Source organism: Trueperella sp. HMSC08H06 (genome assembly GCF_001808465.1).
GTDB classification, from domain to species: domain Bacteria; phylum Actinomycetota; class Actinomycetes; order Actinomycetales; family Actinomycetaceae; genus Trueperella; species Trueperella bernardiae.
Genome location: NZ_KV793341.1, coordinates 1 through 12068, shown reverse-complemented (window position 1 = coordinate 12068; position 12068 = coordinate 1). Strand labels below are relative to the sequence as shown.

General features: G+C 67.9%; 11 protein-coding genes. All 11 read right to left on the bottom strand.

The features are described 5' to 3' along the window. Positions 1-164: 164 nt before the first annotated feature. The 11 genes from HMPREF3174_RS00655 to HMPREF3174_RS09440 are packed head-to-tail and all read right to left on the bottom strand — an operon-like array spanning position 165 to position 11658. Positions 165-803 (bottom strand): NUDIX domain-containing protein, encoded by a 639-nt coding sequence (locus tag HMPREF3174_RS00655; protein WP_083297636.1) that lies wholly within the window; start codon positions 801-803, stop codon positions 165-167. A 9-nt stretch (positions 804-812) separates the two neighbouring features. After that, positions 813-2366 (bottom strand): murein biosynthesis integral membrane protein MurJ, encoded by a 1554-nt coding sequence (murJ, locus tag HMPREF3174_RS00650; RefSeq protein WP_070447370.1) that lies wholly within the window; start codon positions 2364-2366, stop codon positions 813-815. Further along, positions 2363-3163: a hypothetical protein gene (locus HMPREF3174_RS00645; RefSeq protein WP_083297635.1), complete on the bottom strand. Its 801-nt coding sequence runs from the start codon at positions 3161-3163 to the stop codon at positions 2363-2365. The genes murJ and HMPREF3174_RS00645 overlap by 4 nt, the downstream gene beginning before the upstream one ends. Further along, entirely contained in the window at positions 3160-4212 is a 1053-nt protein-coding gene (locus HMPREF3174_RS00640) for a copper transporter (protein WP_062612662.1), read from the bottom strand. The genes HMPREF3174_RS00645 and HMPREF3174_RS00640 overlap by 4 nt, the downstream gene beginning before the upstream one ends. Before the next feature lie 9 nt (positions 4213-4221). Further along, positions 4222-5397, bottom strand: a complete 1176-nt coding sequence (steA, locus tag HMPREF3174_RS00635) for a putative cytokinetic ring protein SteA (RefSeq protein WP_062612664.1) — start codon at positions 5395-5397, stop codon at positions 4222-4224. A gap of 7 nt (positions 5398-5404) precedes the next feature. Beyond that, complete coding sequence (gene recN / locus HMPREF3174_RS00630) at positions 5405-7099, bottom strand: DNA repair protein RecN (protein WP_070447367.1); 1695 nt, start codon at positions 7097-7099, stop codon at positions 5405-5407. Continuing rightward, positions 7096-7938 (bottom strand): NAD kinase, encoded by an 843-nt coding sequence (locus HMPREF3174_RS00625; RefSeq protein WP_062612668.1) that lies wholly within the window; start codon positions 7936-7938, stop codon positions 7096-7098. The genes recN and HMPREF3174_RS00625 overlap by 4 nt, the downstream gene beginning before the upstream one ends. Then, entirely contained in the window at positions 7935-8768 is an 834-nt protein-coding gene (locus tag HMPREF3174_RS00620) for a TlyA family RNA methyltransferase (RefSeq protein ID WP_062612670.1), read from the bottom strand. The genes HMPREF3174_RS00625 and HMPREF3174_RS00620 overlap by 4 nt, the downstream gene beginning before the upstream one ends. Further along, the gene (locus HMPREF3174_RS09325) at positions 8769-8909 is read right to left on the bottom strand and encodes a hypothetical protein (RefSeq protein ID WP_160326857.1); all 141 of its coding nucleotides are present in this window, start codon (positions 8907-8909) and stop codon (positions 8769-8771) included. It abuts the gene before it with no gap. Beyond that, on the bottom strand, positions 8909-9931 hold the full coding sequence (locus HMPREF3174_RS00615; RefSeq protein ID WP_062612671.1) for an HAD-IIA family hydrolase: 1023 nt from the start codon (positions 9929-9931) through the stop codon (positions 8909-8911). The genes HMPREF3174_RS09325 and HMPREF3174_RS00615 overlap by 1 nt, the downstream gene beginning before the upstream one ends. After that, positions 9928-11658 (bottom strand): tetratricopeptide repeat protein, encoded by a 1731-nt coding sequence (locus HMPREF3174_RS09440; protein WP_210382911.1) that lies wholly within the window; start codon positions 11656-11658, stop codon positions 9928-9930. Before HMPREF3174_RS09440 ends, HMPREF3174_RS00615 begins: the two co-directional genes overlap by 4 nt. Between the last annotated feature and the right edge of the window lie 410 nt (positions 11659-12068).

The window sequence follows — 12068 nt, the reverse complement described above, 5'->3', positions numbered from 1 at the left end:
CACCTCCTTGCGCCATTAAGAAACATGATCGTTGCTTTAATGTGAAATCTCAAGTCGACCCGCGGGCAGCGACACCGTACATATTCACATTCGCAGTGCGCGAAGAAGGCGCCAAGTAGCGGCCCTCATGCGAGAGCGGGCGCGCGCCTCGGGGCGTCGGAGCGCTAGTTCGTCAGCGGGAGGCGAACCTCGTCGTCGGCCTTGAGACCGCGGCTGAGGGAGACGTTCGCGGCGAGTATGCCCGCCACCAGGCTGGGGCTGGACAGCTCCTGGCGTAGCACGGCGTCCGTGACCGCATTCAGCCCGAACCACTCGACCACGATCTCGGCCTCCTCCTCTCGTCGCGTAAAGGACGGCGAGGGCCGGTGGGTGAGGTCGAAGGCGAGGAACACCCCCAGGTCCTCATCCGACACCCCGGGCGAGGTGACGAAGTTGATCACGCGGTACCAGGAGGTGGCCACGTAATCCGTCTCCTCCTGCAGCTCGCGGGCGGCCGTCAGCACCTCGGCCTCCCCCTCCGCATCCCGCAGGCCCGCGGGGATTTCCCACATGATACGCCGCGGCGCGTGGCGGTACTGGCGAATGAGGAGCACGTCCCAGTCCTCCCCCGGCGACTCCGAGGGGCGTAGCGCGACAATCGCCACGGCGTCGTCGTGATTCATCCACTGCCGGCGCGCCCGGTCGCCGGCCGCGAACTCGATCTCGTCGTCAAAGATGGTGAAAATCGGGCCGCGGAAGCGCTCCACACGGTCGGTGAGGCGGACGTGGCCCGGGGCGGGGATATCGCGCAGTTCAGGTTTCACTCTTCCAGCCTAGCGCGTGAGGCTGGCGAGCGCCTGGCGGTCGGTGGCGTACAGGGCCGCGGCGGAGGCTCCAATGATCACGACGCCGCCCGCGCACGCCGCGCCCAGCGCCGCAGGTATCGAGCTGCTCCCGGCGAGGACCCACTCGACGAGTGCCCAGGCACCCGCTCCTGCGAGGGCCACGACCGGGGCGAGGAGCAGGGAGCGGGCAATCCCGGCGAGGGCCTGAGGGCCGAGCGAGGCCCGGATCATGGCGAGCACCGCCACGCCGCCGACCGTCAGCCCCACTGACATGGCGATCCCGATCCCGGTGAGCGTTCCCGTGCGTCCACCCATCCCGGCCGCGTGCATGATCGCGAGGCAGACCACCACGGCGCCCCAGCCCACCGAGTTGGCGAGGATGACACGGCGCGCCTCCCCACGCGCGTAGAGCACCCGAACGCCGTGGTAGAGCAGCGAAAAGCCGATGAGGCCCACGGCCATCGACCGCATGGCGGCATCGAGCCCTGCGATGTCGCGCCCCACCTCGAGCACGATCTTCGCCGGCCGCGCAAGCACGATGAGAAGGGCCACGCAGACGATCCCCATGGCGAGCACCAAGCGCGTGGACTGGGCCACCAGCCGCTGCAGCTGATCCCCCATCGCGGCCGAGATCCGGGGGAAGGTGACGGTGGCGATGGGAACGGCCAGCACGGCATAAGGCACCATGAAGATGGCGTAGGCGTAGTTGAAGGCGGCGTACGTGCCCGAATCACCCGCGTGGTTGGCGCTGAGCATGATCGCGATGATGGCGATCTGCTGGGCGGCGAGCGCCCCGAGGCCGGCCGCCCCGAGGCGCAGGGTCTCGCGTCCCACACCCGACGGGAACGTGAAGGTTGGCCGCAGGCGCACGTACCGCCCTGCCACCGCGAGCTGGGGCAGGGAGAAAAGCACCACCCCGAGCGTCGTCCCCCAGGCCAGCAGGGCGACGTCGGCGCCCGTGAGCTCCCCGGGGTCGGCGAAGGCCGGCACCCGGGTGGCGTAGAGCAGGAACATCGCGGTAACCGACAGCGAGGACAGGAGCGGGGAGAGCGCGGGCCAGAAAAAGCGGTCGTGGCTGTGGAGCACGCCCGTGGCCACCACCGACAGCCCGTAGAGCGGCACCTGGACGCCGAACACACGTAGCAAGAGCGCGGCCAGGTGCTGGGTGGCCGGGTCGGCCTGGGGCAGGAGCAGGGCGGTGAGTGGGCCGGCGAGGAGCGCCACGACGACCGCAACGCCCGTGCCCACGCTCATAATCCACGTGGCGAGCGCGGAGGCGGTCTGCCCCACCAACCGCTTGTCCCCGCGCGTGACGAAGCGGGACAGGATGGGGATAACTGCGCCGGCCAGCGCGCCGCCGGCAGCCACTTCGAACAGCACGTTCGGCACGGTGTTTGCCGTGTCGTAGGCGGTGGCGATGGCGGAATCGGACAGGGCCCACGATTGGGAGAGCTTGCGCAGCAGGCCGAAGACGCGCGAGAAAAGCGTGAGGGCGGCCACCAGCCCGGCCGCCCCGGCAAGTGCCCGCCCCGAGCGCATCATGCCCGGCCCAGGTTATCGAACTCGCGTAGCACCGGCGTGTTCTCGATGACAGCCGAGAAGGAGACCTTTTCCGAGGCCGCGGTCAGCGCGATGAGCCCGGCAACGGCCGCGCACTTGCTCCGCATCGGCAACGCGGTGAGTGCCACGCCGAGGTGCGCGCCGATCGCGTTGGCGCCCAGGTCACCGAGCATCTTCTTCCCCAGCAGGTCCTCACGGATGCCCGCCTGCGCGGCCCCAAGTGAGACCTGCGCCAACGGCGTGGCCGGAAGGGCGGCGCAGGCTGCAAGTGAGGCAACCTTGCGGGCGCGGCCCGGGCGCAAATCGAGCAGATTGATAAAGTTGGCACTGAGCGCGATGAGGGCGGCATCCAGCGCCTTCTCCCCCGAGTGCGTGCCCGTAAGGGCCCCCGCGCCCAGCGCGCCCGCGCCGATCGCCGCAATCTTCAGCAGGCCCGAAGTCAGCTTACCCTCTTTCAGCGCGCCCAGGTGCCCGTGAAAACCCTTGCCTTGGGCGGGAAAGCGATCCTCCAGATGGTCATCGATGTAGCCCGCGCCGGCCGCGGCGAGCGTGGCAACAAGCGTAGCTGTCGACTGCCGCGCACCCGCCCGCATCCCCGTCACGGGACAGGGCAGCGCGGCCACCAGCGTGCCCGCCAGCAGGCCGGCCGCCGTCTCCAGACCGCCCGCCAGCGACACCTTCCGTCCGGCGAAGTTCGTCCGCTCCCAGCCCGGCAGCCGCCTCGCCAGCCCGTGGCGCGCCACGACACTACCGGCTATCGCGCCGGCCACACCCATCATGCGTTATCGGCTTCGTCCGACTCCCCCGCATCAGCGGGCTCCTCGGCAGGCTGCGAATCCTCGCTCGGCTCTGCCGCGGGCTCCTCGGCAGGCTCAGCAGGTTCGGCAGGCGCCGCCTGGGCGGGGGCCTCCGTGCGAGCTCCCATGATCGCCTGGGCGCCCGCGTCGAGGCCAAGGTGGACCAGCTGGTCTCGAAGCTCGTTCGCCACCGCGATCGCCGCGTTGATCTGGCCGACCACGGTGTCAGGCGAGTCGATCGTCGACACCGGCGCCCCGGCCTCGCGCAACACCTTCACCACGTCCGTGTCCGAGTTCGCCGCGCCCGCCACTGCGGCAGGCCCGCGCGTGCCGAGCTCGGTGACGAGCGCGCTCAACGTCTGGGTGGTGTACTGCTGCTGGGCCACCGCGTCGGCGTCGGCGTCGGCGGGCATGTCGACGTCGGGCGCGAAGACGAGCACCGCGTCAGCGGCCTCCCCCAGGCCGTCAATCGCAAGCATCGGCGTGTCCGTGCCCGTCATGAGACCGGCCAACGTGTCGTGCTTGGCGGCCCCCTCGCGCACGAGCGCGTTGAGCGCCTGCGCAAGCACCAGGTTTGTATCGGCGTCGTCGGCCACGCCCGGCACGTAGGAGCGGATCTGGTCGGAGAAGGTGGAGCGGAACGACGTCGTCGACGCCGCCGTCCATGCCTCCGTCACACTCGCCTGGCCGGTCACCTTGGCGCCCGCGAGCTCAAGCTTGGCGCGCGCCGCGCTCACATCGGCCTCCACCACGCCCGGTAGTACGACGATCGCCACAGTGCGGCCCGTCAGCGTGCCCTCCACCAGGCTCGGCGCGATCTCATTGAATGCCTGGTCCTGGGAGTCGATGGCCTGGGCGAGGTCCGCGTTTTCCTGCTTGAGGTTCTCGTTCGTCACGCGCAGGTCAGCCACCTGGCCCTGCAGCACGTTGCCGATCGAGTTCTGCAACGGCCCTGCTCCCAGGATGATCCCGATCGCGAGGGCGAAGAAGACGGAGATGAGCGAAACTAAGTGATACCTAAAATCAACCACGATGAGACCCTAAAATAGATTCTTGATCCAGATGATCAGATCAGACCACCACACGTTACTCAGGTCGAACGCGATCCGCCCCAGCTCCGTGGCGGACACCGCCGCGACCACGCCGGCCACCCCGGCGATGATTAGCAACGCGATCTGCCAATTCGAGATGCGCGACCTGTAGAGCCGGCTCACGCCGCGCGCGTCAACCAGCTTCGAACCGACCTGAAGACGGGTCAGGAACGTCGAAGCCATGCCCCGCCTGCCCTTGTCCAGGAAGTCCATGAGATTCGAGTGCGTGCCCACGGCAACCAGCATGCTGGCGCCCTTGCCGTCGGCCAGCAGCATCGCGATATCCTCCGACGTGCCGGCCGCCGGGAAGATCACGTGCTCCACGCCCAGGTCCTCCACGCGCTTCTCCCCCGGCGCGTTCCCGTCGCGGTAGGCGTGCACCACGACCTCGGCGCCCGAGCGGATCGCCTCATCCGACACCGAATCCATGTCGCCAATCACCATATCGAGCTTGTATCCGGCCTCGAGCACGGCGTCGGCGCCGCCGTCCACGCCCACGATAATCGGGCGGTACTCGCGAATGTAGGGGCGCAGCGTGCGCAGGTCTTCCTTGTAATCGTGCCCGCGCACCACGATCAGCACGTGGCGCCCCTCAAACTGTGTGCGCACGGCCGGCATTCCCGCGCCGTCCAGGATGAGGCTCTGTTCCTTTTCCAGGTACTCCATCGTGTTGTTCGCGAACGCCTTGAGCTGCACGGTCATCCCAGCCCGGGCCGTGGTTTGGTTCGCGTCGATGGTCTCCTGGGTCTGCACGTCGCCGTGGCTGATAAGCGTGGTACCGCGGTAAACCTCACCCTCGGGCGTAATGCGTAGCGAGTGGCCCTCGTGGATGTCCATGATCCCCGAACCCAGGTTATCGATCACCCAGATGCCGGCGTCGTGCAAAATCTGCGGGCCCATGTTGGGGTAGCGGCCCGAGGTGGACTTGGCGGCGTTCAGCACCGCGGCCGGCTGCTTTTCCACCAGGCCCTCGGCGGCCACGCGATCGATATCCTCATGGTCGATCACCGCGATCTCGCCTGGGCGCAGGCGTTTGACTAGATTCTTCGTGCGCGAATCGACCCGGGCGACTCCCGTGAGCTCCCCCGTTGCGATCTCCTCGACACGACGACGCTTAAACATCATGCCTTCATCATGACACAACAGCACCCGAAATGAGCTCAGCCGCGTGCGTGCGCGCCACCTCCGATTCGGCGTGCCCGGACAGCATTCGCGCCAGTTCCGACACCCGCTCCTCGCCCTCGACCACCACGACGTCCGTGGAGGTCGTCACGCCCTCGCTCTTCTTCGCGACCACGACATGGTGGTTCGCGTACGCCGCCACCTGTGCCAGGTGGGTGACGGTAAGGACCTGGCTGGCACGTCCCACCTTCGCCAGGCGCTCACCCACCGAAAGCGCCGTCTTTCCGCCGATTCCAGCGTCCACCTCATCGAAGATGAAGGTGTGGTCGGGGCGCGGGTCGGCATTGAGGGTGACTTCGAGGGCAAGCATGATGCGCGAGACCTCGCCGCCCGAGGCGGCCACGCTGAGCGGCAGGTCCGGGGCTCCGCGGTGGGCGCGCAGGAGGAAGCTCACCGAATCGATGCCGTGGCGCGCCGGCTCCTCTCGCGGCTCAACCGCAACGCTAAATGTGGCGTCTTTCATGGCCAGATCGTGCAGCTCGGCCGTGACCATGGCCCCGAGTTTCTCGCCCGCGGTGCGGCGGGCGGCCCGGAGCTTGCGACCGGCGTCCATGAGCGTCTTGTGTGCCGCGCGCACCTGCTCCTCGAGCTGTGCCAGGTGCTCCTCGGGCGCCGCGAGCTGGGCAAGCTTGGCGTCGGCCGCGCCGCGCTCGGCCAGGATCTCCTCGACCGTCATCCCGAGGTCACGCTGGAGGGAGCGCAGCTCGGCGCGCCGGGCGTGGATGGAGTCGAGCTCCTCCGGGTCGGCGTCCAGCCCCGACAGCTTCACGCCGAGCGCGTTCGTCACGTCCGAGGCCAGCAACGAGACCTCGCGCAGCTGATCCGATAGGGCGCCCAATTCAGCGTCGGCGTCGCGAACCTGCGCCAGCAGCTCGGCCGCGGCGTCGATCGCGCCGAGCGCCCCGGCGTCGTCGGAACCGGACAGCGCCGCGATCGAGCCCGCCATCGCCGAACGCAGGTCCTCAACGTTCTCGAGCACGAGCGCGCGGGCCTTGAGCTCGTCCTCCTCGCCGGCGCGCGGCTCGACGGCATCCACCCGCTTGACCAACGCCTCCAGCGCCAGCCGCTCGGCGGCCGCCTGGCGCATGTCCGCCTTGAAGTCCGCTAGCAGCTCCTCGCTCTCCCGCGAGGCCGCCCACGCCGTCTCGTAGCCTGCGCGGGCCGCGGCGAGCTTCTGCCCGCCGAACGCGTCGAGCGCGTGGCGCTGCTGGGCCTCCGAACGCAACTTGAGCTGGTCGGCCTGGCCGTGGACGGTGATGAGATGCTCGGCGATCTGCTCAAGCAGCTTGACCGGCACCGACTGCCCACCCGCATACGCGCGCGACCGTCCCTTCGCCGGCACGTGCCGCGCCAAGATCACGGCCGCCTCGTCGCCCTCGACGTCGACGACGCCACCCGCGTTTTCCACCAGCTCCACCACCGGCGAGTCGGCGCGGACCACGAAGGTGGCCTCGACGCTCGCAGCCGTGGCGCCCTGGCGCACCCGGTGAGGCTCGGCCTTGGCTCCCATGAGCAGGCCGAGCGAGGTCAGCGCCATGGTCTTGCCCGCGCCCGTCTCGCCCGTAATCGCGGTCATCCCGCGCGAAAGATCAACGTGGGCGGACTCGATGACGCCCAGATTCGAGATACGCAGTTCGTCGATCACGCCTCATCCTTTGGTCGGCGCCAGCCCTCAACCGGAAGGTGGAACTTGCGCACCAGCCGCCCGGAGAAGGGCGAATCGTTGAGGCGGGCGAGCCGCACGGGGTGGCCGCCCTTGACGGCCGTGATGAGCGAACCCTCCGGCGCCTCGATGTTACGCCGCCCGTCAAACCACACCACGGCGTTATCGGAGCGGATGTAGACCTCGAGCGTCGACTCCTTCGACACTACCAGTGGCCGGGCGAAGAGCGCGTGGGCCGCGATCGGGGTGAGTAGGAGCGCCTCCACGTCCGGCCACACGATCGGGCCGCCGGCGGAGAAATTGTAGGCGGTGGAGCCCGTGGGCGTGGACAGGAGCACGGCGTCGGCCTTGAACGAGGACAGCCCGCGGCGGTCCACCCCGATGTCGGCCTCGATCATGCGCATGTGCGGGCCCTTCTCCACCGAGGCCTCGTTCAGCGCCCAGTCGGTCTTCGTGGAGCCGTCGGGGAAGGTGACCGTGACGTCGATCGTGAGGCGGGAGTCAACCGTCCACTTGCGCGCCACCACCGCCTGGACCACCAGGTCAAAGGCCTCCGGGTCCTCCTCCGCGAGGAAGCCGACGTGGCCAAAGTTGATGCCGAGGATCGGTGTCTCGTACGGGCGGGCCAGCTCGGCGGCCCGCAGGATCGTGCCGTCCCCGCCGATGACGAGCAGGAGGTCGGCGTCGGGAAGGCGATCCAGGTCCTCGTCCACCCAGAAAGAGTCGGCGCCCGCGGCGGCGAGCCGGTCACGCGCGACCCGCGCCTCGTGGCGCGCCTCGTCCCGGCGCTCGTGCGTGACGACTCCTACGCAAACACTCACTGGCCCTCCCAACGCGCGCCGGCCGGCCCCGAGGCCACCGCGTCCTCGATGGCCGCCTCGAGCCGATCACCCAGGTCGGTCCCACCGGCTTTCATGTGCAAGAAGTATTCTACATTCCCCGCCGGCCCGGGTAGCGGGGAGGGCGCCACCGCGCATACCGCCAAGCCCGACTCGCGCCCCGAGCGCGCCACATTGAGTACCGTTTCGACATGATGGGCCGGGTCGCGCACCACCCCGCCCGCGCCCAGGCGTTCCTTGCCGATCTCAAACTGCGGCTTGACCATGAGCAGGAAGTCCGCCGTATCACTCGCACAGCGGGCAAGCGCCGGAATGACCAGGGTGAGCGAAATGAACGACAGGTCCCCCACCACCAGGTCCGGCGCCGGCGCCACGTCCTCGGGTTGGAGCGTGCGCACGTTCGTCCGCTCCATCACCACGACGCGCGGATCCTCCCGCAGCCGCCACAGCAACTGGCCGTAGCCGACGTCGACAGCGAGCACCTCACTCGCCCCGCGGCGCAGTAGCACGTCAGTGAAACCGCCCGTCGAGGCGCCAGCATCCAGCGCACGCACCCCCTTCACCCGTGGCGCGTCCGCGCCCAGGTAGTCGAGCGCGCCGATGAGCTTGTAGGCACCGCGCGAGGCGTAATCGTCCCGCTCGCCCTCCTTGACCACGAGCGGCAACGCCGGGTCCATCTGTCGGGCCGGTTTCGTCACCTCCATCCCGTCGAGATACACCCTGCCGGCATGGATGAGGTCCGCCGCCTCCGAGCGCGAACGCGCCAGCTTGCGGCGGACCAACTCGGCGTCCACCCGAATGAGCTTGGCCATCTACGCCTGCGCCCGATTCAGCCGGATCGTCAGCTCCTGGTGAATCTTCTCCAGGTCCGCGATCTGCTCCTCGCGCTCCTTGCTAGGGAGCGCCTCGAGGGTTTGGGCCACGTTGATGCGCTGCGGCATCGGGGTACTCATCAGCGCACGACCTTCAGCTCCGGCAGCCACGCCAGCTCCTCGCGCGGCGTGCCCTCGTCGATCGCGTGCCACACGGCCGCCACCGCCGCCCGGTACTCGTCGAGCGTGACGGTGGCCGCGGCATCGGCGTCGTTGATCACCAGACGGCCGGCCTCCAGGCGCGCCCGTGCCCCGCGGCACACGAAGTCCTCGCCCTCGGCGACGACGGCCGGGGCCGGCTCGCTCAGGTCCGACATGTCGATCGCCAGGTAGGTGGGGCGCTCGGAGTCGATGGCGAGCATGATGTCGCGCGCCTGGCTCACGCCCGTAAGTACGTGCAAGGACGGCAGGCCGCCCGCGTTCGCGCCCGCGATGTCGGTGTTGAGGCGATCGCCCACGCACAGCGGGTTGGCCGCCGCCGTCTCCTTCATCGCCAGGCGGTACATGTCCGGTGCGGGCTTGCCCGAGCTCAGCGGCTGGACCCCGGTGGCATGGATGACCGCCGCCACCATCGACCCACACCCCAGGTACTGCCCGCGCTCAAGCGGCAACGTCGCATCTAGGTTGGTGGCCACGTACAGCGCGCCGGCCCGGATCGCCAGCGCGGCCTCGGACAGCTCACGCCACGACAGGTCCTTCGACAGGCCCTGGATCACCGCGTCGGGCTGATCGTCGGCCGACTCCACCACCTGCAGGTCCGTGCGCTCCAGCTCGTAGAAGAGGCCCTCAGTGCCGAGCGGCAGCACCTTCGAACCGGGCGCCACGTGCTCGAGCAGCTGGGCGACGCCCGTGCGTGAGCTCGTGTAGATCTCCTCGTCTGCCGCCTCGATCCCCACGGCCTCAAGCTTCTTCGAGACCGACGGTGGGGATGCCATCGAGTTGTTCGTAATGAACGCCTGGCCCACGCCCTTGGCACGCGCCTGCGCGAGGCTCGCCGCCGCGTTCTCTACCGGGAGCGTGCCACGGTAGCACACCCCGTCCAGGTCGAGGAACAGGTAGTCGAATGCGTCAATCAGCGGCTTGTCAGTATTTCCCAGACTCATGCGTCCTCCTCATTCAGATCCAATTCCTGGTCCTCCTCGAGCGCGACGTCAAGGGCGTCACCGAAAAGGTCGTCCTGGACGAACTCTTCGTCCGCTTCTGCCTCCGCTTCGGCTTCTTCCGCGGGCGCCTCAGGCTCAACGACGTCGGCCTCAACAGGTGCGAGCTCAGGATCGACCAGCTCATCGCGCACGACCTCGTCGGCGTTATCCTCCAGCTCGTCGGCTAGCTCCTGGGCGAGTTCCTCCTCAAGCTCGGCCTCGAAGTCGGTCGCATCGTTAACCTCGACGGCCTCTGAGAGCTCCGAGTCCTCATCGGCCTCAGGATCCTCCACATCGGCGGACTCAGCCTCATCGGAGGAATCCGAGGTGGTGTCAGCTCCGGCGACGGGCTCGACATCGTCAAGCACGTCGTCGAGGTCAACCATGATGTCGCCACCCTCGCCCTCGTAAATCGGCGCCCAGGTGGCGCGCAGCTCCTCGGCCTCGTCCGCGCGGCCGAGCTCCTCAAGGCGGTCGGCCTTGATCAGCTGGACGCGCGCGGCAAGCTCCTCCGGCAGATTCTCCACGATGATTTTCTCCAGGACGGACAGGCCGCCCTCAGAGTTTCCGGTCTCCGCACGCGCGCCGGACGTCACCAGTGCCAACTCGATCTGTCCCTCCGCCTTAAGTCGCTGCAGCGGGATGCCCTCGATGAAGCGCAGCGCCTTCTCGGGCCGGCCCAGGCCACGCTCGGAATCGGCCTCAAGGGGAACGTGCGTGTAATCGTCGCTCATGCGACGGTAGGTGCGTAGCTCGCGCAGCGCTTCCGAGTAGCGCCCGGTAGCGTAGGCCGTAAGGCCGAGTGCCTCGCGCACAACATCGATGCGAGCCGCGCTCTTGTAGGCGGCACGTGCGTGCTCATAGGCGATCTCCGGGTCGATATCAAGCATCTCGCCGGCGTAAACCAGGTGGCGGGCAACGCGCTCGGCGTTGTCCTTGTTGAGCGAGCGTAGCTGCTTGCGTGCACCGGCATCGAGCGCGTCCGCCGTGATGGATTCAGGGATCTCAAGCCTGTCCTGCTCGACATTGCGGCGGACCTGCTCCTGATTGCCAGCCTCGTCGAAACGCTTCTCACGGCGCTCGGCTCGTTCACGATTCCAGTTGCCGTGCCGGCGGCCGTCGCGATCCCAGGACCCACGGCGGTCATTGCGATCGTTCCGGTCACGATTCCAATTACCCCGTCGATCATCACGGCGGTCATTGCGATCCCGACTCCAATTACCATCACGACGGTCGTTACGGTCTCGGTTCCATTTGCCACGATCATCACGCCGATCATCACGGAAAGAAGGACGACGATCCTCACGGCGCTCGGAGCGCTCATTGCGATCCCCGGAACCCCAACGATCATTGCGGTCGGCATTGCGGCTCCAGTTGCCACGTTTGCTACCGCGGTCATCTCGGTCCCAGTTACGACGCTCGCTGCGGTCGCGGTACCAGTTACCCTCGCGGCGGTCGTTACGGTCGCGATTCCAATTACCACGATCATCGCGCCGCCCCTGGCGGTCGTCGCGATCCCACGAACCACGCCGATCATTGCGATCATTACGGTCGCGGTTCCACGAGCCCTGACGGTCACGATCCGACCTAAAGCCTTGCCGACCTCCGGAACGCTTCGAGGCCGAGTTCCACCCAGAGGAACGGCGCTCGCCACGCTGGGAGTTGTCGGAGTTATCGTATTGAGACATAGATTCCTCACGGTTTAAGTTTTCAAACAACAGCATTCAACGCTTCTAGCCTACCGGAGATAGCGCCTGCGAATCCGATCGATCGCTGTAAGACGCATGACACCGGCTGCACGGTAGATCAGACGCTCGGCGGGTGCGGCAGCGTACACGGCGCCGCTTCGGAGGGTCAAGCTTGAGTCCTCCGCCGCGCCGTGACGACCACCAGAAGCATCCTGCCCAGCGCAAACCACTTCCTCAACGGGTCGCGATACAACTCGTGACTCTGGCACCTGCCAGACCCGATTAGAAAAAGGTAGCCCGATATACTCACGAGTTGCGTCGGGCTCGGGGTATGAAAAAGGAGAGGGGGCCTGGCCAATTATGACCAGACCCCCTCCCCTATCAAGTTTGGTGACGGCGGTGTCCTACTC

Excerpts from the sequence above, each read along its gene's own strand:
- murJ (WP_070447370.1), bottom strand. The coding sequence starts at position 2,366 with ATGATGCGCTCGGGGCGGGCACTTGCCGGGGCGGCCGGGCTGGTGGCC.
- HMPREF3174_RS00645 (WP_083297635.1), bottom strand. The coding sequence starts at position 3,163 with ATGATGGGTGTGGCCGGCGCGATAGCCGGTAGTGTCGTGGCGCGCCAC.
- steA (WP_062612664.1), bottom strand. The coding sequence starts at position 5,397 with ATGATGTTTAAGCGTCGTCGTGTCGAGGAGATCGCAACGGGGGAGCTC.
- HMPREF3174_RS00620 (WP_062612670.1), bottom strand. The coding sequence starts at position 8,768 with ATGGCCAAGCTCATTCGGGTGGACGCCGAGTTGGTCCGCCGCAAGCTG.
- HMPREF3174_RS09325 (WP_160326857.1), bottom strand. The coding sequence starts at position 8,909 with ATGAGTACCCCGATGCCGCAGCGCATCAACGTGGCCCAAACCCTCGAG.
- HMPREF3174_RS00615 (WP_062612671.1), bottom strand. The coding sequence starts at position 9,931 with ATGAGTCTGGGAAATACTGACAAGCCGCTGATTGACGCATTCGACTAC.
- HMPREF3174_RS09440 (WP_210382911.1), bottom strand. The coding sequence starts at position 11,658 with ATGTCTCAATACGATAACTCCGACAACTCCCAGCGTGGCGAGCGCCGT.